We start from the raw sequence: 20,298 nt of genomic DNA, 5'->3' as shown, positions 1-20,298 counted from the left end.
CTAAACCGGCGGCAGCACCCGCATCAGCGCGGTCAGAATGGCAAGCGCCCCGACGATCATCCCACCCATCTTGATAACCAGCCGATTTTCCAGATCGCGCAGATCGGCCTTTGTCGTCACCTCCAGCGCGTGGATTTGCGCTTTCAGCTCCTGCCTGAAGGCGGTTAGTTCCTGTCTCACCTCGTCAACATCCCGTTTCAATTCTTGCTTTACCACGCCCAGATCCTGCTTCGTCGCCAGTTCGCTGGTATCCACATCGATGAAGGTCTCGGCAATCGCTTCTGCCGCGGCGGGTTCCATACCCGCTGCGACCAGCTTGCGAGAGAATTTCAGCGTGTCGATATGCAAGGCACTCATCATCCCGTATCAATCCACCTCCAGTATATCGCCATCCGCCGACGATAGGACCAAAAGCTTGAAACCGGGTTAACGGAACAGCACCAGCGAGCCGGGCGACCATGCCAGCCGCACGGCCGTGCCGACACAGGGGACTTCACGGCCAAAGACATTGCGCATCGAGATCCGCACGGTCCTTGCGTTGCCATTCAGGCGGGCCGAGCCGTCCAGGCGCAGGTCGTAATAGGTCATGTCTCCGTAATAGACGACTTCGTCGATCACCGCTCCGGTCTCCCGGGCCTGCTGACTGGCCTGGCCGGGTCCCAGCAGGGTCATTGTCTCGGGACGGAAACCGATCATCGGACCGCTGTCATCTGCATCGGCCCGGCTCACCTGTCCTTCGGGCAAGTCCACGACGCCGAGCCCGGGAATATCGACCTGCGCACCGCCATCGGCCTCGTCCAGGATCCGCGCGGGCAGGAAATTCATCACGCCGATGAAATCCGCCACGCGGCGGCTGGCCGGACGGGCATAAAGCGCCTCGGGTTCATCGAGTTGCGCGATCTCGCCCTCGAACATCACCGCGATACGGTCGGACATCACCAGCGCCTCTTCCTGGTCATGCGTGACCAGCACGAAGGTGATGCCGACCTGCCGCTGCAGCTTGATCAGCTCCACCTGCATCTGCTCGCGCATCTTGCGGTCAAGTGCCGACAGGGGTTCGTCCAGCAGCAGGACCTTGGGCTTGAGGATCAGCGCGCGCGCCAGCGCCACCCGCTGCCTCTGCCCCCCGGACAGCGCATGGGCCGCCCGCGCGCCATAGCCCTTGAGGCCGACCATCTCCAGCGCCTCTTCCACCATCGCGGCCTTCTCGGGCCTCGGGCGGGGATCGCGGCGCAGACCGAAGGCGACATTCTCGGCCACGCTCAGATGCGGAAAGATGGCATATGACTGGAACACCATGTTGGTGGGCCGCCTGTTCGCCGGCACATCCTCCATATGCCTGCCATCGATCAGCACCGCGCCCGAGGAAATATCCTCGAAACCCGCGATCACGCGCAGAAGCGTGGTCTTGCCGCAGCCCGACGGTCCCAGCAGCGAAAAGAACTCGCCCTCGCGGATGCTCAGGTTGATGCCGCGCAGGGCGTGGTAATCGCCGTAATATTTCTGCACCTCGCGGCATTCGATCATCGGGCTTGAATCGTCGCTCACAGAAAGCCTCCGCTATCCTTGCCGCCCATCCGGGCAATCCCCCGGCGGCGGAAATATTCGCCGATCGCCAGCAGGATGATCGACAGCGCCACCAGCACGGTGCCAAGCGCCATGATCATCGGGATCTGCTTAGGGAAACGCAGCTGGCTGAAGATATAGGTCGGCAATGTCGGCTCGTTCCCCGCCAGGAAGAAGGCGATGATGAATTCGTCCAGGCTGATGGTGAAGGAGATCAGCAGCGATGAGATGATCCCCGGCATCACCAGCGGCAGGGTAATCAGGCGGAAGGCGCTCCATTTCGTCTCGCCCAGGTCATAGGCCGCCTCTTCCAGCGATCGGTCGAGGCTGGAAAAGGCGGTGGAGAGGATGGCGATCCCGTAGCATGCAGATCAGCGTATGACCGATGATCACCGTCAGGATCGACAGTTCCACGCCGGTGCCCAGCAGCACCACCAACAGGGACATGGCGACGATGATCTCGGGCAGGACCATGGGCAGCATGATGAATCCGATGATGCCGGTCTTGCCCGGAAAGGCGTAGCGGGTGGAGGCGCGGGCGGCGAAAACACCGAAACAGGTCGCCAGCACCGAGGCCGACACGGCGATGGTCAGCGAATTCGTCAGCGCCCGGCGCAGCGTCGCATTGCCCCACATCTGCACGAACCAGTCGGTGGTAAAGCCCTTCAGCGGAAAGGCGATGATCGTGCCGGAATTGAAGGCAAACAGCGGCAGCAGCAGGATCGGCGCGTAAAGAAACAGCAGGTAAAGCAGCGTATAGGCACGCAGCCCGCCGCCACGGAACCGCCCCGCGCTCATTGCTTCACCTTCAGGAACCGGCGGTTCAGCGCCAGGAACAGCAGGCTGACCACCGCCACGACCAGCATCGCCGTCACCGCCAGCGCCGAGCCGAGCGGCCGGTTGTCCAGCGCCAGCATCTGCACCTGTATCAGGTTGGCGATCATCGGGATCTTGCCGCCGCCGATCAGTTCGGGCGTCACGTAATCGCCGATGGTCGGGATGAAGACGATCAGCACCGCCGCGATCACCCCCGGCATCGCCAGCGGCAGCGTCACCCGCCAGAATGTCATCAGCCGGTTCTCGCCCAGGTCCCTGCCCGCCTCCAGCAGCGAGCGGTCGATCTTCTCCAGCGCCACGAAGATCGGCAGAATCGCGAAGGGCGCATAGGCATGGGCCAGCGTCAGCACGATGGAATTGACGTTATAGAGGATGAAGGTCAGCGGCTCGTCGATGATGCCGAGACCGGTCAGCGACGAGTTGATGACGCCGTTATAGCCAAGGATCACCTTCCACAGGAACACCCGGATCAGGTAGCTGGTCCAGAAGGGAATGGTGATCAGGAACAGCCACATGGATTTGCGCTCGGGCCGGACCATGAAGCTGACATAATAGGCGACGGGAAAGGCCAGCACGACCGTGACCAGCGTCACCAGAGCCGAGACCATCAGCGAGCGCAGCATGATGGTGCGCACGATCGGATCGGTCCAGACCTGCCGGTAATTGTCGAGCGTGAAGTCGCGGACGACCTCAAGATAGCCATCGGTCAGGAAGCTGTAACCGAGGATCGTCAGGATCGGCACGGCCAGGATCGCCAATGCATAAAGGAACGGCGGCGCGATCAGGGTCAAGCCCTGTCTCGCTTCGGCATTCGATCCGCGTTTCGCCATTGCGCCGTCCCTGTTGCGCCCGTTCGGGGTCTTGCTCCAATTCCTTCCACATGGATGCCGGGATGGAAAGGGGGTTTGTGAATGATATGAGGCAACTTGCGGCCTTTGCCCATTCAGGGATAGCCTCGGCAGCGCATCAATGAGCATGGTGGTGGAGACATGGCAGCTATCGACATCCGTCGCCTTTCCTCGGAGGACAGGCAAGACTGGGAAGCGCTCTGGCAGGGCTATAACCGGTTCTACAAGCGTAGCGTCGAGGATCGGGTGACGGAGCGGCTCTGGGACCGGCTGATCGCCGGCACGGGTGAGCCTTTCGGTTTCGGAGCCGAGATCGACGGCCGGATTCGCGGATTCGCGCATTATTTCTTTCAATCCTCCAGTTCGGACTGGAACCCGCGCTGCTACTTGCAGGATCTCTTCGCCGATCCGGATACCCGCGGCATAGGCGTCGGGCGGGTGCTGATCGAGGCGGTTTATGCCGAGGCCGACCGGCATGAGGCGGCGCAGACCTATTGGCTGACGGAGGACAGCAATGCGACGGCGCGGCTGCTCTATGACAGGATCGGGAAGCAGACACGGTTCATCAAGTATATGCGGTGATGCAGCCGGGGGGAATGATTGCCCTGTATTGTCGGAAGGGATTGGTGATTGCATTCCGTGATGGCCGGTGGGCTGTCTGCCCCGCCGCCGGCTGGTTCTCAAACCAGTCGCGCCCCAACCGGCAACCCCGCCGAGGATATTTGCATGAAGAAGAAGGAACAGAGGGTTTCACTGTGAAGAGCAGAACACCGATTTTCCATATGAAGAGCCGGACCTTGGGGCTTGCCCTTCACCGCCACCAGCGGCCTGTCAAGGCTAACCACGCCAGTGATGCGCGGCGCTGAAATGGCGTTATTTCAACCGTATCACTAAAACAATTAATCTTGCCGTCGGCAATCTCGGTCAGGAACATGCATGCGCGAGGACCGGCATAAAGCGCCGCCGCCGCCGATTTCGGGATGGCGCGGCGGCCACGCGCCGCCCGGCGCAGCGCCTCGCGGCCCAACCCTGCCAGCTCCCGCGCATCGCTCTCTTGCGCTCCGGCAAGGCCCAAGCCCAATGGCTGCAATTGCGGCAAAGCCCGCAGCCATGCGGCCAGCCCAGCCCCGAGCGCCTGATCGGCCACGATCCCACGGGCGCTTTCCGGCACCCCGAGCCACGAAGCAGCCTGCCACATCAGCGCCCCCGCCGTCGCTTCGACATAACTGACGACCTGCGCCGGCGACGAAAAAGCCTGCCGTTCGCAATCCCGCCGCCGCGCCTCGGCCAATGCGGCCAGGTCGCCCGCGCGCGCCCCCCAAGCATCCCAAAGCGGCGTCAACACGTCATGCAGGGGCGGAGCGGTGCCATCCCCCATCTCGGCCAGCCGGTCGATCCACCATTGCAGGCGCATCTCTGCCAGCATCGGTTCGGCGGATTGGAACGGCGCCCGGGCGATTTCGAGGTTCAGCGCGTAAAGCGTGATCAACGCGGGACGATTTTCCGGCGCGGCCGTCAACACCGCCCCGAAACGGTCGGGATCGTGCTCGCGCAGGGTCTCGGTGCAGGCTTCCAGTGTCACGCGCCGACCGAACGGGCAAGCTCGGACAATTTCGCCGCGTCATAGCCAGTCGTCAGCGACCATTCCGCGCCTTGCGCCGTATCCTTGACCTCGACCCCCGCCGCCTTGAAACCGTCGCGGATCGCATCGGCCCGCCCGAAATCACGCGCCTTGCGGGCCTCGGCCCGCGCGGCCAGCAGCGCCTCGATCAGATCCGCCGCATCCTCGCCCGCCTCGGCCCATGCTCCCATCTGCGGCAGCAACAGCCCCAGCATGCGGGCCGAGGCGAGCAGTGCAGGCCCATCCCCCTGCCCGGCCAGTTCGTGCAGAACCGCGATGGCGCCCGCCGTGTTGAGATCATCGGCAAGCGCATCGATGACGGCGGGTGCGGGGCTTGACGCGGGTTCGACATCCGCGACAAGCCCACGCCACCGCCGAAGCACCGCTTCGGCCTCTTGCGCCTTGGTCTCGGTCCAGTCCATCGGCTTGCGGTAATGGGTCGAGAGCATGACGAAGCGGATCACCTCGCCCGGCACGCCACGATCCAGCAGGTCGCGCACGGTAAAGAAATTGCCCAGGGACTTGGACATCTTCTTGCCCTCGACCTGCAGCATCTCGTTATGCAGCCAGACACGCGCGAAATCGCCATCGGGATGGGCGCAGCAGCTTTGCGCGACCTCGTTCTCGTGATGCGGGAATTGCAGGTCGATGCCGCCGCCATGAATGTCAAATGACGGCCCCAGCAGCGCCGCCGACATGGCCGAGCATTCGATATGCCAGCCCGGACGACCGCGACCCCAGGGGCTGTCCCAACCCGGCGTATCGGCATCCGACGGTTTCCACAGCACGAAATCCATCGGGTCGCGCTTGAAGGGCGCCACCTCAACCCGCGCGCCCGCAATCATGTCATCGACCGAGCGTCCGGACAGCCGCCCGTATTCAGGAAAGGAGCGCACGTCGAACAGCACATGCCCCTCGGCCACATAGGCGTGGCAGCGCGAGATCAGGGTTTCGATCATCGCGACCATCTGCGTGATATAATCGGTCGCGCGCGGCTCGTGATCCGGACGGTCGGCGCCAAGCGCGTCCATGTCGTCGTGATACCAGCCAATCGTCTCTTCGGTGATGTCATGGATGGTTCGGCCAGTCGCCGCGGCGCGGTCGTTGATCTTGTCCTCGACATCGGTGAAGTTGCGCACATAGGTCACATGGCCCGCGCCATGGACGTGGCGCAGCAGCCGCACCAGCACGTCAAAGACCAGCACCGGCCGCGCATTACCCAGATGCGCCCGGTCATAAACCGTCGGCCCGCAGAGATAGAGACGGATATTCCGGTCATCCAGCGGCGTGAAGATTTCCTTCTTCCGCGTGCGGGTATTCGTCAACCTGATCTCGACCATGATTTGCCTCATCTGCCAGCCGGCAGGGTTTAGCGCATCGGATCAAAGCTTTCCACCCACTCGATTTGCCGCGGCAAGCTTTGAAGCTGCAGATCATAGCCGTCGCGGATCGTCTGCCGAGCCGCGCTGCGCAGGGCTTCGGCCTCGGGATCGCCCTTCAGCCCGTGGATCAGGGCCGAGGACAGCGCCGGCACATCGAAGAACGGCACCAGCCGCCCGTTCTCGCCGTCGCGGATCAGTTCGCGCACGGGATCGGTATCCGAGGCGACGATATAGGCCCCGGCCGACATCGCCTCGGTCAGCGACCATGACAGCACGAAAGGATAGGTCAGGTAGCAATGCACCCGGGCGAGCTGGATCAGGGACATGTATTGCCCGTAAGGCACCCGCCCGACGAAATGCACCCGATCGAGGTCAAGCCGGTCGCCCAGTTCGGCCAGCATCACCTCTTTCCAGTTTTTCCCATCCCCCGGCGCCTTGCCATAGCTGACCCCGTCACCGCCGACCAGCACCACCTGCGCCTCGGGGCGGGCGGCCAGCACTTCGGGCAGGGCACGCATGAAGACGTGGAAACCGCGATAGGGTTCCAGCGAGCGCGAGACATAGCTGAGCACCTCGTCCCCGGCCTTCAACTCCCTGCCATTCGGCAATGTCAGGCGTGCATCGGGATCGGGGCGGGCGCGCTGCGTATTGATGCCGTCATGGATGACGGTGATCTTCTGTCGCAATTCGGGCGGAAAGCTGTCAGCCTGGTATTGCGTGGGCGCGATGGCGGCATCCGCCTGCACGATACCCTGTATCAGATGCGCCGAGCGCGCCACGGTCATGAAACGCGCCTCCAGGCTGTCCGGCGCCAGTTCAGGATCGAAACCGACATCCGCCCCGTGGGTGCGATACATCAGCTCGGCATAGATCAGCAATTTCGCCTCGGGCCAGATCTCGCGCAGGAACAGCGTCTCGCCCCAGCCCGAATGCCCGATGATGACATCGGGAACAAAGCCGTGATCGTCGCGCAGCGCCCGCGCCCCGCGCGCAGCCATCAGGCCCCGTTCGGCATGGATGGAATAGCTTCGCCCCAGGATGCCGTCGCTCTCGATCTGCTTCGGCTCCTTGTAGCAGACCGTGTTGACCGGTGAAGAATTCTTGTTGTTGACATCCGTCAACGCCAGGACCTCGTGCCCGCGATTGACCAGCGCGGGGGCGAGATGGGGAAACTGGCCGGGAAAATTCTGGTGAACGAACAATATCTTCATGGATCTCGGTCTGGAAAGGCGGCTTTCAACAGGGTCCGGGTATAATCGCTTTTCGGGCGCTCGAAAATATCGCTGGCGCTGCCCTGTTCGATCACCTCTCCGGCGCGCATCACCATGATCTGGTGCGACATGGCGCGCACCACCCGCAGGTCGTGGCTGATGAACAGGAAGGCAAGCCCGTATTTCTGCTGCAATCCGCGCAGCAGATCCACGATCTGGACCTGCACCGTCATGTCCAGTGCCGATGTCGGCTCATCCAGCACCACCAGCTTGGGCCGCAAGATCATCGCGCGCGCGATGGCGATACGTTGCCGTTGTCCGCCGCTGAATTCATGCGGATAACGGTGCATCGTCTCGGGGTTCAGCCCCACCTCGACCATGATCTCGGAGACCATCTCGCGGCGGTTGCGGCCCGGTTCCACCCCGTGCACACCCAACCCCTCGGCGATGATCTGCTCGATTGTCATGCGCGGCGAGAGGCTGCCGAAGGGATCCTGAAAGACGATCTGCATATCGCGGCGCAAGGGCCGGAGTCGCCTGCCGTCCCAAGCGCGATGTCCCGCCCCATGAACAGGATCGGGCCATCGCTTTCGATCAGCCGCATGATGGCCAGCGCCAGCGTTGTCTTGCCGCTGCCCGATTCGCCGACCACGCCCAGGGTCTCGCCCGAGCGGACCGTCAGCGTCGCGCCGTTCACGGCCTTCACATGCCCCACGGTGCGGCGCAGCAAGCCGCGCTGGATCGGGAACCAGACCTTCAGATCCTTCGTCTCGGCCATTACCTGCGCATCGCTTGCGACCGGATCGGCGACACCGACGGGCTCGGCTGCCAGCAGCTTCTTGGTATAATCATGCTGCGGATCAGCAAAGATCGACTCGACCGGGCCCTGCTCGACGATCAGCCCATCCTTCATCACGCAAACCCGGTCGGCAATGCGGCGCACGATGCCAAGGTCGTGGCTGATGAAAAGCAGGCTGAGGCCCTCTGCCTCCTTCAGCTCGGCCAGCAGATCGAGGATCTGGGCCTGGATGGTCACGTCCAATGCCGTCGTCGGCTCGTCGGCGATGAGCAGATCGGGACCATTGGCCAGTGCCATGGCGATCATCACCCGCTGCCTCTGCCCGCCCGAAAGCTGATGCGGATAATCGGCCAGCCGCGTTTCGGGATCGCGGATGCCGACGCGGTTCAGCAGTTCCACCACCCGCGCCCGCGCCTTGGCGCCGGTCAGTCCCTGATGCAGCCTGACACTTTCGGAAAGCTGTTTTTCCAACGTGTGCAACGGGTTCAGCGAGGTCATCGGCTCCTGGAAGATGAAGCTGATATCGTTGCCCCGGATATCACGCAGAACCTTGTCCGGGGCATCGATCAATTCGCGTCCGGCATAGTTGACGGAACCCTCAACCTCTGCCGCATGCCCCAGAAGCCGCACCGTGGACAGCGCCGTCACCGACTTGCCCGAGCCGGATTCGCCGACCAGAGCCACCGTTTCGCCCCGCTTTATGTGAAAGCTGACGCCCTTCACGGCAGGCACGAGCTGCCCCTCTTGCCGAAAGCCGATGCGCAGGTCGCGCACGCTCAGCACCGCATCCGGTGGATGCGCCGTGGATTGCGCAGGGGACGAGAGGGTTTCCGTGGCGGCACTCATTTGAAGGTCTTCCGGGGATCGAACGCATCCCGCACGCCCTCGAAGACGAAGACGAGGAGCGACAGCATGATTGTGAAGGTGAAAAAGGCGGTGAATGCCAGCCACGGCGCCTGCAGGTTCTGCTTGGCCTGTAGCGCCAGTTCCCCGAGCGAGGGCGCCGAGGCGGGCAGCCCGTAACCCAGGTAATCCAGCGCGGCAAGACCGCTGATCGTGCCGGTCACGACAAAGGGGAGCATGGTCAGCGTGGCGACCATGGCATTGGGCAGGATATGGCGGAACATGATCTTGCGGTCGGAAACGCCAAGCGCTCTTGCCGCGCGCACATATTCGAAGTTCCGGGCACGCAGGAATTCGGCCCGCACGACGCCGACCAGCGCGGGCCAGCCGAAGATGATGGTGACGAAGACCAGCAGCCAGAAACTTCGCCCGAGGATCGCGAACAGGATGATGATGACGTAAAGTCCCGGCGTCGAGGCCCATATCTCCAGCAACCGCTGAAAGATCAGGTCGGTGCGGCCACCGAAATAGCCCTGTATGGCCCCGGCCGCGATACCGAGGGTCGAGGCGATCACGGTCACGATCAGCGTGAACAGGATCGAGGTCCGGAACCCATAGATCACCCGCGCCAACACATCGCGCGACGTGTCATCGGTGCCAAGCAGGTGATCCCCGTCCGGTGCACTCGGCACGGTGCCGACATCGTTGATCGTCCGGTAGTGATATGGAATCGGTGGCCAGATCATCCAGCCCTGCTCGGCCTTGGGAATGTCGCTGGTGCCGTTCTTCACCGATGCGATCAGTTCCTCGGGCTCGTCCCAGCAGGCCTCGCGCCCGCCGGTCACGATCAGGCATTGCACCGCAGGGTCGCTATAGATCGCCTCGGTCTGGAAATCGCTGCCAAAGGCGCTTTCGGGGTAAAATTGTGTCACCGGCCAATACAGATCGCCCCGGTAGCTCACCACGATGGGCCGGTCATTGGCGACGAACTCGGCACACATCGCGACGACGAACAGCACCGAGAAGATCACCAGCGACCAGAAGGCCCGGCCATTGCGCCGGAAATTACGCAACCGGCGGCGATTGAGTTCCGAAATTGCCATCAGCCGTCCCTCGATTCGAAATCGATCCGGGGATCGACCAGGACATAGGTCAGGTCGGACAGGATGCCGACGATCAGACTGAGAAGGCCGAACACGTAGAGCGTCCCGAAGATCAGCGGATAGTCTCGCCTGACCGCGGCCTCGAAGCCCAGCAGGCCAAGACCGTCCAGCGTGAAGATATTCTCGATCAGGATCGAGGATCCGAAAAACGCGCCCAGAAAGGTCGCCGGAAAGCCCGCGATCACGATCAGCATCGCGTTGCGGAAGACATGCCCGTAAAGCACCCGCCGCTCGGTCAGGCCCTTGGCGCGGGCGGTCATGGCATATTGCTTGTTGATCTCGTCCAGGAAGCTGTTCTTGGTCAGAAGCGTCAGGGTCGCGAAGGCCGAGATCGAGATCGCGATCACCGGCAGCGCCGCGTGCCAGGCATAGTCCTTGATCTTGCCCCAGGTGGACAGCTCCGAGAAGATAGCCTCGCCGCTTGTCAGGCCGCGCAGCGGGAAGATCTTCCAATAGCTGCCGCCTGCGAACAGAACGATCAGGATCACGGCGAACAGGAAGGCCGGGATCGCATAGCCCATGATGATCACGCCCGAGGTCCAGCTATCGAAGCGCGACCCGTCCCTGACCGCCTTGCGGATCCCGAGCGGGATCGAGATGAGATAGCCCAGCAATGTGGACCACAGGCCGAGCGTGATCGAGACCGGCAGTTTCTCGATCACAAGATCGATCACGTCCCGGCCATGCATCCAGCTTTCCCCGAAATCGAAGCGCAGGTAATTGCCCATCATCATCAGGAAGCGCTGGACCGGGGGCTTGTCGAAGCCGAATTCCTTTTCCAGTTCCGCGATGAATTCGGGCGGCAGGCCATAGGCGCCCTTGTAAAGCTCCTCGCCGCCGGTCTCGCTGCTGCCGCCGGAGATATTGGCGAAAACGTCGCCCTCGCCCTGCACCTGCGCCGCGATCTGTTCGATCGGGCCGCCGGGCACGAATTGCGTCAGCGTGAAATTGACCAGCATGATGCCGATCAGCGTGGGGATGATCAGCAGCAAACGCCGCAGGATATAGGCACCCATCAGCCTGTCCTTCTGCCCGCCCCTTGGGACATTGCGGACCTTGGCGGTCCTGTTCGGTTGTCACGTCTTCTGGGCAATACCGCCTCGAAAATCAAGCCACTTGCCCGTTATCGGAGCGCGCCTTTCTGCTTGAGTTCTTCCAGTTTCTCGGAATTCGCCCACCAGAAATCCGTCACGCCGATAGCCAGGGGCGGCAATTCCTCGGGATGTTCGTAGTAATCGTAATAGGCCACCAGATGATCGGGCTTGTACCATTGCGGAATCCAGAACCGCAGCGCCCGCATCACCCGGTCAAGCGCGCTGATGACGATATTGGTCTCTTCCAGGGTGGTCGCCTTCTGCCCGGTCTTGAGCAATGCATCCACCGCCGGGTTTCTCAGCCCCATCGGATTGAAGACGTCATCCGCATCCTCCGAACCGTAATGCTGTTCCATGCCACCCGCAAAGACATAGGCGCCGCCCAGTGTCGTCTCGATCACGTCGAAATCATGGGAGCGGGTGCGGGTCGTCACCTCGGACGGATCGACCCGTTCCGCCACCGCGTCAACGCCAAGCGTGCGCAGGTTCTGGACGAACGGAGTCGTGTAACGCTCGATGCTCTGGTTGTGATAGAGGAACCCGACCTTCAATGTCTGGCCCTTGTCATTGCGGCGCATCCCGTCGCTGCCGGTTTTCCATCCGGCCTCATCCAGCAGGGCCGCTGCCTTGCGCATGTTCCTGCGGTCCAACTGACGGTCGCCGGATTTCGGTGGCATCACCGGCTCACCGGTCAGCACCCCTTCGGGCAAATCATCCGCCAAGGGTTCCAAAAGGGCCAGTTCCGCCTCTGACGGCACACCTGTGGCCTTCAGATCGGTGTTTTCCCACAGCGAGGTCACCCGCTGTTCAAATCGTAGAACAGCGAAGAGTTGCTCCACTCGAAATTGAACATCAACCCGATGGCTTCGCGCACGCGCGGATCCTGGAATTTCTCGCGCCGCAGGTTGAACACCCAGGCATCGGCATCGGCGATACTGCCATTGGGCAGCGCAGCCTTGACGACATCTCCGTTATTGAAGGCGGGAAAATTGTAGCGCGTTGCCCAATGCTGATCGGATTGTTCGACCCGGAACGTGTAGACGCCCGCCTTGAAGGCCTCGAAGGCGGCATCGTAATCGTCGAAATATTCAAAGCGCAACCTGTCGAAATTATGCCGCCCGATATTGATCGGCAAATCCTTGCCCCAATAATCCGGATTGCGCCGCAAGGTGATCGAGCGCCCGAAATCCTGCCGTTCAAGAACATAAGGGCCGGAACCAAGGAAAGGTTTCTTCGTCGGCTGCGTCAGATCATATTCGTTTTCCTCGAAATCCTTCTTCGAGAAGACGCTCATGCCCCCCATCTGCGAGATCACGTCGCGGCGCGGAGCCTCTGGCGTGAAGGAGAACCGGACACGATGCGGATCGAGAACCTCGACCTTCTCGACATATTCCTGCAGCATGGTGCGATAGGATGAGAAGGCCTTCTCCCGCAGCAAGTCATGGGTGAACTTGACATCCTCCGCGGTAAGCGGTGTGCCGTCACTGAACTTCGCCTCGGGCCGCAGGTTGAAAATCACCCAATCGCGGCTTTCGGGATATTCGATGGTCTCGCATAGCAGGCAATAGCTGGCCAGGGGATCGTCCGCCACCGATATCATCAGGTCTTCGATCGCCATGACGCTTGGTGCGGTCGCCCGGCCGCGAAAGGTATATGGATTGAAACTGTCATAACCGCCTATCCCGTATTGCGACAATTCGCCCCCTTTGGGCGCATCGGGGTTCACATAGGGAAGATGCTTGAAATCCGCCGGCAGTTGCGGCTCGCCGAAATAGGTGATGCCGTGGGACTTGATGATCTTCTCGCCATTGGCAGAAGCCTCCTGAGACAACGCAGCCGGAGCTGCTCCAAGCAGGAAGGCGGCAATCAGGGCGAGATGGCGCATAGACGGACTCCAACAACGAATGGTTGAGCGTCACGCTAGGCGAGTAGCCTCCCGGTAATCAAGCCGCGTTTTCGTGAACACATTCCGCGAGCGCAAAGAAAAAAGGCGCGGGCAAAGCCGCGCCTTCGATACATGCAATGGAAAAGCTTACTGGACGCTTTGCAGATAGGCGATCAGATCGGCGCGGTCCTCGGGCTTTTTCAGGCCGGCGAAGGACATCTTGGTGCCTTTGACGACGCCCTTGGGATTGGCCAGGAACTCCTGCAGCGCCTCGGGCGTCCATTGCGGCGCCTCTTCGGCATGGGCGACCATCGCATCGGAATAGCCGAAGCCTCCGACCGAGGCCACGTCGCGCCCGACCACGCCGTTCAGATGCGGGCCGGTGCCGTCGGTGCCGTCAAGCTTGTGGCAGGCCTTGCATTTGCCGAATCCCTTTTCACCGGCGGCGGGATCGGCAGCCTCCATCAGCGCGGCGAAATCGATCTGCTCTTCCTCGGCGGCCCCGCCGCCCTCTTCGGTTTCCGGCACCTCGATGGAATATGCCTGCGCATGCTCCTCCCCTTCGCCGTGACCGCCGGAACCGACGTGATAAAGGCTGCTCGCCGCCCAGTTAGCCAGAAGCAGAAACAGAAGTGCGCCGATCAGCGCCCCGGCTGCCTTCGTCACGGTCATGGTATCGAACATCGCGTGCGGTCCCCGATTGGTAAGCTCGTCAATTCCGGCTTTGTCTATCCGCTTTCGCTTTCCGGGATCAAGGTATAGTTACCCTGCCGACAGCTAAAATTCGGACATCGGAGCGCCGACATGACCACCAACCGCATCGCATTCCAGGGCGAACCGGGCGCCTATAGCCACGAGGCCTGCCGCAAGGCGCGCCCCGAGATGGAGGCGCTGCCCTGCCGGACCTTCGAGGACGTGATCGAGGCGGTGCGCGCCGGAAAGGCCGATCTGGCCATGCTGCCGGTCGAGAATTCGACCTATGGCCGCGTTGCGGATATCCACCATTTGCTGCCCGAATCCGGCCTGCATATCATCGACGAGGCATTCGTCCGGGTCCATATCAGCCTGCTCGCCCTGCCCGGCACGCCGCTTACCGCGATCCGCGAGGCGATGAGCCATCCCGTCCTGCTGGGACAGTGCCGCAATTTCCTGCGCGAACAAGGGATTCACGGGATCACCGGCGCCGACACCGCCGGATCGGCAAAGGAGGTGGCCGCCCGCGACAATCGGTCGCTGGCAGCGCTTGCCGCCCCATTGGCCAGCGAGATCTACGGGCTGGACCGTCTGGCGGACGAGATCGAGGACCGGCAGAACAACACCACCCGTTTCCTGCTCATGTCGCGCGAACCCGACCACAGCCGCCGCGCCGAAGAGATGCTGACCAGTTTCGTCTTCCGGGTCCGCAACATTCCCGCCGCGCTCTACAAGGCCATGGGCGGGTTCGCGACGAATGGCGTCAACATGACCAAGCTGGAAAGCTACATGGTCGATGGCGTGTTTACCGCGACGCAGTTCTATGCCGATATCCAGGGACATCCCGAGGATCCGGCCGTCCGGCGCGCCCTGGACGAGTTGAGCTATTTCACGTCGATGCTGGAAATTCTGGGCGTCTACCCGGCCGATCCATTGCGGAAGACACAGGAACAGTGATCGCGAAGCCGAGGCCGGGCGTCAGCCCAACCCTCCCAATTCACCCACGAGTTCCCTGATTCGCGTCTCGAAGCGGCGATCCAGCCGCGCCTTGCCCAGCTTGGCGGTCTGCAGCATCAGCCGGGCGCGCATGTTGCGCGGACGGATATCCGCTTCGAAAACAAGGCGCGAGCGGGTCTGACTCAGTGCGACGACGCTCGAATCGATCGTCAGTTCCAGGGCCTCGGACAGCCCTGTCATGGTCACATGCTCGGGCCGGTCGAACCGCACCACTTCCAGGCGCAGGGCCCGTTCCCTCCCGCGCCAGTCGAAGGCGATGTTCCAACCCATCCCGGTTCCGGGCTCATCGGCGGGGTCGATCCGCGTCACGCTGGCGCCGCGTTGGATCAGCAGTTGCTCCAGCCGATTGAAATCATTGACCTTGTCAAACAATCGCGAAGCGGGCATCTCCGCATCGATGCGCGTAGAAAATTTCATAAGGAACCGTCCAGATCGCCTACCGGAATATAGCGGCATATATGCCGCGTCCGAGTGCTGATAATCCATTCCCGGCGAACTGTTCAACCACGTCGTCAGCATAGCCACAATCCACGATATGTTAATAATCCGTTTATGACTCGTTTCAGCCCCCTTGGGAGCCTGTCCTTTACGGCATGTTTCACGGGGTTCTTTGGTTCCATCGCAATTTCCCGCCGATCCCCGGCGCGGATATTCCCGATGCCGGAACAACCGGCACTAGGAGGCGGGACTGCCCTCCGGCCGGGCAGGAAATCCACCTTTCCGCCGGTCTCCGGCGGGGTTGCATCGCGACGCATCGCCGCTTAGATAGAGGGCGAGAGGTTGGCGCGGGCAGGCGCCTCGCCAACCCGGTCAGGTCCGGAAGGAAGCAGCCGTAACGAGTCCCGCTTGGGTCGTTGTCCAGCCTCTCACTTGCATCTCCCCCGATTTCATCGCGCCCGGCCGCCGAAAGCGGCTCCGTATCATGTTCACCGGATGTCCCGAGGGGGTGCCGGAACCGTGAATGGTGACGAGGTATCGATCCGGGCGCGAGATATTTGCTGGTGGCCACTGCCCTAGCGTCAAATTGCCGCAGGCCCCGCGGTTCAGCGAATCCAGGTCGGCCAAGGCAGGATCGTCGCGGCGTCGATCCGGTCATGGGCGCGCAGCAAGGTCTTGCCCCGCGACGTCTGCCAGTCCCCGCCATATCACGGTCAGCAAGCGCGCAGCCAACTGTTCCCTAAAGATTTTCCAGCTGGATATGCGCCGCCGGCACGCAAGTCCGATCGCCCTGGCGACGGCCACAACCGTTCCGCGATCATCCTGCTCCCAAAGCGCGCGCGGCTGTTTCGGCGTGATCCTGTCCAGAAGACGCGTTGTTTTCTTTCCGGTAGCGACAAAATTTTAAAATTTCCTATCATCCCGGAATGAAATAGCGAGTTGCGAAGCGGGCATGAAAGGGGAGGTTCAGTCCATGACGCAGATCCAGCAACTGGCCGGGCGCGCCTTTCCCGCGCATCTGGAAAAGCCGGTCGTTGCGCTGTGCCGGGTGGCCCATGCCCTGTCCTCGCGCATCTCGATGGGCGGGCTGACCGGGAATTTCCCGGGAACTGCCGGAACGGTCGTGGATGGCGGGGCACGGAAAGCCCCGGACCTGATCGCCGATGCCGAATTCCGTGCCGCCGTGAAACATGCGGGAATCCGCTGGTACGCCTCGAAGGCGCGCGGCAGCGCGGTCGAGATCGATCCGGCGGGTGGTCTCGCCCTTGCCATCGATCCGCTGGATGGCTTCTCCGATATCGACATGAATATCCCGACCGGCACGATCTTCAGCATCCAGCAGGCTCAGGACGCCCCCGGGGCCACTTTCCTGCGGGCAGGCCGTCATATCGAGGCGGCAGGGTATTTCATCTATGGGCCGCAGACCCTCCTGATGGTCAGCCTTGGCGACGGGTTGCGCAAATTCATCCTTGACCGCGAGGCCGGGATTTTCCGCGAGTTCCCCGCCCCCCCGCTTCCGGATCGGTGCGAGATGGGGGAATTCGCCATCAATGTCTCGAATTACCGGCACTGGTCGCAGCCGATCCGGGCCTATATCGACGACTGCCTTGCGGGCATAGACGGGCCGCATGGCAAGAATTTCAACATGCGCTGGACCGCCTCGCTGGTGGCCGAGACGCATCGCATAATCTTGCGCGGGGGGATTTTCCTCGACCCCGGCGATGCGCGGATCGGCCATGCCGAGGGGCGGCTGCGGCTGGTCCATGAATGCGCGCCCATCGCCTTCCTGGTCGAGCAATCGGGCGGCAGGGCCACCGACGGCATCAACCGGATACTCGACCGGGTGCCGGCCAGCCTGCATGCCCCGGCCCCCTTCGTCTTCGGCACGCCCGACAAGGTCGGCCGCGTGGCCACCTATCACGATCTTCCCGAACCGGAAGTGTCCGCCCTTTTCGGCAATCGCGGGTTGTTCCGCGTCTGATCCAAAGGAACATCCATGTCCAGGAAACATCCCATCATCTCGGTCACCGGCTCTTCCGGCGCGGGGACCACCACGGTCAAGAGCACCTTCGACCAGATCTTCCGCCGCGAGGGCATCAATGCGGTCAGCATCGAGGGAGACGCCTTTCACCGCTATGACCGCGCGGCGATGACAGAGGAACTCGCCCGCCGCCAGGCCGAGGGCGACCAGACCTTCAGCCATTTCAGCTATGACGCCAATGAGCTGGAAAAACTGGAAGAGGTGTTCCGCATCTATGGCCAGACCGGCCGCGGCAAGACCCGGCACTATGTCCATAACGATGCCCAGGCCGAGAAATGGGGCGCCCCTCCGGGCAGTTTCACCGAATGGGCGCCTTTCGAGGACGGATCGGACCTGCTGTTCTACGAGGGGCTGCATGGCGCGGTCGTCAACGATCGGGTCAACCTGGCAAAACTGGCCGATCTGAAAATCGGCGTGGTCCCGGTGATCAACCTGGAATGGATCCAGAAAATCCATCGCGACAAGGCCAGCCGGGGCTATACGACCGAGGCCGTCACCGACACGATCCTGCGCCGCATGCATGCCTATGCGCATTGCATCTGCCCGCAATTCACCCAGACCGACATCAACTTCCAGCGCGTTCCGGTGGTCGATACCTCGAACCCGTTCATCGCCCGCTGGATCCCGACGCCGGATGAAAGCCTCGTGGTGATCCGGTTCCGCGATCCGAAGGGAATCGATTTTCCCTACCTGATCTCGATGATCCAGGGGTCGTGGATGAGCCGGGCCAATTCGATCGTCATCCCGGGGCCGCGGATGGACCTGGCCATGCAACTGATCCTGACGCCGATGATCCTGCGCCTCGTCAACGACGCCAGGCGCGCCTGAAGTCACCGAAAAGAGGGGAGAGCCCCGAACGACAAGATGGTCGCAGGTGCCGGGTGCTATTGGGCCGGGGTTGGGCGGTCTCGCCCGGGCAGGATTGCCCGGGACGCTTTCACTGCGATACCTGTCCGAACGGCTTACTGGGACGTCTGCAGCAGATCCGTGATCCGCCGGACCGAGGCGCGCCGGTTGGCGCGAATATCACCCTCTGCGCGGATCTTCAGATATTGCTCGCCATATCCCTGGACGACGAGATTCTCGGGTGGCACGTCGAAATATTCGCTCAGCGCCAGCGCCACCGATTCGGCGCGCCGATCCGAGAGGGCAAGGTTCATCGCCCCATCCCCCACCGTGTCGGTATGCCCCTCGATCAGGAAAATCTCGCGCGGGTTCTCGTTGATCGCGTCCTGGATGACATCGCCAAGCGTCGACAATTGCTTGGCCTGATCCGGCTTGATCGCCGCCGAGCCGGTCTCGAAGGTGATCGCGTCGATATTGACCGGCGCGACCAAAGCCCGCACCTCGGGGATATTGCGGATCTGGCCCAGGGTGAAGCGGCGATCGATATTGGCTTCCCGCTCCAGGGCGGCACGAAGCTGCTCTTCGTTCAGCGGGCTGTCGCCGCTCCGGACCGGGGCCGCCGGTTCCGGCAGTTCCGCGATATTGACCGGCTCCACCCCGGTGGTATCGTCGATCAGCTGCGTCGAGCTGCCATCGGCCGAAACCAGCGTCCGGCGCAGGACGCGCAGATCGGCATCGCGGATCGTCACCACCTTGCTGCCATCGGCCCGCGTCACGATCGTGCGCGATGAGCCGTCGTCGAAATTCTCGGTGGTGACGGTCGAACCGGGCTGGCGCAGCAAGGCAACCTCGTCCTTGATGACTTCCTGGCTGCCATCGGCGCGGGTCACGACAACCCGGTCCGGCGAGCTGAGCGCCACTTCGCGGTTGTTGTTCAGCATCGAGCCGACCGCAACCGCCCCCAATCCCAGCAGCAGGGCCTTGGTCAGGTCATTGTCGTCATCGTCCTCATCGGCGCTGGCCGCCTGTTCCTGCGAGTCCTGACCGGCCATCCCCGACAATGCGTCGTGCAGGCTGGTTTCGAAATCCTCTGCGGAAGACCGGCGGTTCTCTTCGGTCACCTCCTGTTCAACGACCTCACCCTCGCCGCTTTCCGCGGTCAGGGCCGCGGCGGTGGGTGCCTCGGTGACGGTGGCCGCTTCCTTGGCGGCCTCGGTTTCCGTGCTGCCCTCTTCGGCGGCACGCTCGACCAGCTCGCCCTCCCCGTTCACGCGATACATCTGGTCGCTTGCCGGGGCCAGCATGAAGCTTCCGTCGGCCTGCGCTTCCAGCACGACACCTTTCGGGGTCATCACCGGCCCGCCATCAGTGCAGGGATAGGCCGCACCGGAGAGGCAGGTCAGTTGATCCGCACGGATCCCCGCATCGAGTTCACCTTGCAGGACCTTGCTGAGACCACTCATGTTCCCGGCTCTTTGCGCCGCAGTTTCCGAATCGGTCAGGCGGACGCCATCGCTGGCACCCGTTTCGGCCTCTGTTTTGGTTTCCGCTTCGACCTCGGTTTCGGCCTCCGTGCCGACCTCCTGCTGCGAGCCGGATTCCGGGGCATCGTCGGAAGTTTCCTCCTGCTCGGCCAGGGCCTTGGCCAGCGCATCCTCATCGGTGGCCTCGGCATCGGCGGCCCCGGCATCGGCGGTCTCGCCAGTTTCCGGTGCCGGAGCGGCATCCTCGGCCGGTGCCTGCGCGTCCTGCTCCATCACCTCTTGCTTCGGCTGGCTCTCCGGCGCGGTCTCCTGGGCCTGGTCGTCCCCGGGTGCGGGGAGGGTATCATCTTGCGTGGTTTCCTGTTCGACCGGCTGCTCGGTCGCGTCGACCGGTTGTTCCACCGGAGCCTCTTCGCCAGCAATCGGCTCTTCCGCCTGCGCCTCGGCGTCAACCGGCGCTGCGGTCTCGGCATCCGCCTGATCCGCGGTCTCACCTTCGACCGGCGCTGCGGCTTCGGCATCCTCCTGAT

Annotated in this window: 17 protein-coding genes, 1 other RNA gene and 2 pseudogenes; 5 read left to right on the top strand and 15 right to left on the bottom strand. The window is 62.7% G+C overall.

All coding sequences use genetic code 11. The features are described 5' to 3' along the window. The 4 genes and pseudogenes from A7A09_RS15400 to A7A09_RS15385 all read right to left on the bottom strand — a co-directional run bounded on the left by A7A09_RS15400 (position 1) and on the right by A7A09_RS15385 (position 3,233). Complete coding sequence (locus tag A7A09_RS15400) at positions 1–357, bottom strand: DUF1640 domain-containing protein (RefSeq protein ID WP_211341147.1); 357 nt, start codon at positions 355–357, stop codon at positions 1–3. A gap of 69 nt (positions 358–426) precedes the next feature. After that, entirely contained in the window at positions 427–1,527 is a 1,101-nt protein-coding gene (locus A7A09_RS15395; RefSeq protein WP_106692237.1) for an ABC transporter ATP-binding protein, read from the bottom strand. 17 nt (positions 1,528–1,544) lie between these two features. Beyond that, a pseudogene (locus A7A09_RS15390) lies at positions 1,545–2,364 on the bottom strand (ABC transporter permease). Next, positions 2,361–3,233 carry an ABC transporter permease gene (locus A7A09_RS15385; RefSeq protein ID WP_106692236.1) on the bottom strand — a complete coding sequence of 291 codons (873 nt, stop codon included), beginning with the start codon at positions 3,231–3,233 and terminating at the stop codon, positions 2,361–2,363. The pseudogene A7A09_RS15390 and the gene A7A09_RS15385 overlap by 4 nt, the downstream one beginning before the upstream one ends. A 159-nt stretch (positions 3,234–3,392) precedes the next feature. Between A7A09_RS15385 and A7A09_RS15380 the strand changes: the two genes are divergently transcribed. Next, complete coding sequence (locus A7A09_RS15380) at positions 3,393–3,833, top strand: GNAT family N-acetyltransferase (RefSeq protein WP_106692235.1); 441 nt, start codon at positions 3,393–3,395, stop codon at positions 3,831–3,833. Between the two features lie 229 nt (positions 3,834–4,062). Here the strand turns inward: A7A09_RS15380 and A7A09_RS15375 are convergent, their stop codons facing one another. The 9 genes and pseudogenes from A7A09_RS15375 to A7A09_RS15340 all read right to left on the bottom strand — a co-directional run bounded on the left by A7A09_RS15375 (position 4,063) and on the right by A7A09_RS15340 (position 13,933). Then, positions 4,063–4,833 (bottom strand): squalene/phytoene synthase family protein, encoded by a 771-nt coding sequence (locus A7A09_RS15375; RefSeq protein WP_106692234.1) that lies wholly within the window; start codon positions 4,831–4,833, stop codon positions 4,063–4,065. Further along, a complete protein-coding gene (gene cysS / locus A7A09_RS15370; RefSeq protein ID WP_106692233.1) occupies positions 4,830–6,212 on the bottom strand; it encodes a cysteine--tRNA ligase in 1,383 nt (460 codons plus the stop codon). Before cysS ends, A7A09_RS15375 begins: the two co-directional genes overlap by 4 nt. Positions 6,213–6,241: 29 nt before the next feature. Next, complete coding sequence (locus A7A09_RS15365; RefSeq protein WP_106692232.1) at positions 6,242–7,465, bottom strand: glycosyltransferase; 1,224 nt, start codon at positions 7,463–7,465, stop codon at positions 6,242–6,244. Next, positions 7,462–9,110, bottom strand: a pseudogene (locus tag A7A09_RS15360) (ABC transporter ATP-binding protein). The gene A7A09_RS15365 and the pseudogene A7A09_RS15360 overlap by 4 nt, the downstream one beginning before the upstream one ends. Further along, on the bottom strand, positions 9,107–10,210 hold the full coding sequence (locus A7A09_RS15355) for an ABC transporter permease (protein WP_106692231.1): 1,104 nt from the start codon (positions 10,208–10,210) through the stop codon (positions 9,107–9,109). Before A7A09_RS15355 ends, A7A09_RS15360 begins: the two are co-directional and overlap by 4 nt. Further along, positions 10,210–11,286 carry a microcin C ABC transporter permease YejB gene (locus tag A7A09_RS15350; protein WP_106692230.1) on the bottom strand — a complete coding sequence of 359 codons (1,077 nt, stop codon included), beginning with the start codon at positions 11,284–11,286 and terminating at the stop codon, positions 10,210–10,212. The genes A7A09_RS15355 and A7A09_RS15350 overlap by 1 nt, the downstream gene beginning before the upstream one ends. A gap of 107 nt (positions 11,287–11,393) precedes the next feature. After that, the gene (locus tag A7A09_RS21880; protein WP_281277608.1) at positions 11,394–12,164 is read right to left on the bottom strand and encodes an ABC transporter substrate-binding protein; all 771 of its coding nucleotides are present in this window, start codon (positions 12,162–12,164) and stop codon (positions 11,394–11,396) included. Then, positions 12,161–13,249, bottom strand: coding sequence for an extracellular solute-binding protein (locus tag A7A09_RS21875; RefSeq protein WP_281277607.1), 1,089 nt, complete (start codon positions 13,247–13,249; stop codon positions 12,161–12,163). Before A7A09_RS21875 ends, A7A09_RS21880 begins: the two co-directional genes overlap by 4 nt. Before the next feature lie 147 nt (positions 13,250–13,396). After that, positions 13,397–13,933, bottom strand: a complete 537-nt coding sequence (locus A7A09_RS15340; protein ID WP_106692229.1) for a c-type cytochrome — start codon at positions 13,931–13,933, stop codon at positions 13,397–13,399. Positions 13,934–14,053: 120 nt separating this feature from the next. Between A7A09_RS15340 and A7A09_RS15335 the strand changes: the two genes are divergently transcribed. After that, a complete protein-coding gene (locus A7A09_RS15335; RefSeq protein WP_106692228.1) occupies positions 14,054–14,899 on the top strand; it encodes a prephenate dehydratase in 846 nt (281 codons plus the stop codon). 21 nt (positions 14,900–14,920) lie between these two features. Here A7A09_RS15335 and A7A09_RS15330 read toward each other — a convergent pair whose 3' ends face one another. After that, positions 14,921–15,376 (bottom strand): SRPBCC family protein, encoded by a 456-nt coding sequence (locus A7A09_RS15330; protein WP_106692227.1) that lies wholly within the window; start codon positions 15,374–15,376, stop codon positions 14,921–14,923. Positions 15,377–15,733: 357 nt separating this feature from the next. On the opposite strand from A7A09_RS15330, the gene ffs reads away from it, so the two are divergent. The 3 genes from ffs (at position 15,734) to A7A09_RS15315 (ending at position 18,266) form a co-directional block, all read left to right on the top strand. Further along, positions 15,734–15,830: signal recognition particle sRNA small type (gene ffs, locus A7A09_RS15325), an RNA gene on the top strand. A 540-nt stretch (positions 15,831–16,370) separates the two neighbouring features. Then, complete coding sequence (locus tag A7A09_RS15320) at positions 16,371–17,378, top strand: class 1 fructose-bisphosphatase (RefSeq protein WP_106692373.1); 1,008 nt, start codon at positions 16,371–16,373, stop codon at positions 17,376–17,378. Between the two features lie 15 nt (positions 17,379–17,393). After that, positions 17,394–18,266, top strand: coding sequence for a phosphoribulokinase (locus A7A09_RS15315; protein WP_106692226.1), 873 nt, complete (start codon positions 17,394–17,396; stop codon positions 18,264–18,266). A 134-nt stretch (positions 18,267–18,400) separates the two neighbouring features. Here the strand turns inward: A7A09_RS15315 and A7A09_RS21110 are convergent. Next, on the bottom strand, positions 18,401–20,298 hold a 1,898-nt coding region (locus A7A09_RS21110), incomplete at its 5' end, for an OmpA family protein (RefSeq protein WP_211341146.1).

Source organism: Paracoccus methylarcula, from assembly GCF_003007735.2.
In the GTDB taxonomy this organism is placed as follows: Bacteria; Pseudomonadota; Alphaproteobacteria; order Rhodobacterales; family Rhodobacteraceae; genus Paracoccus; species Paracoccus methylarcula.
The sequence above is the reverse complement of the archived record's forward strand: the minus strand, read 5'-3'. Positions and strand labels throughout refer to the sequence as shown.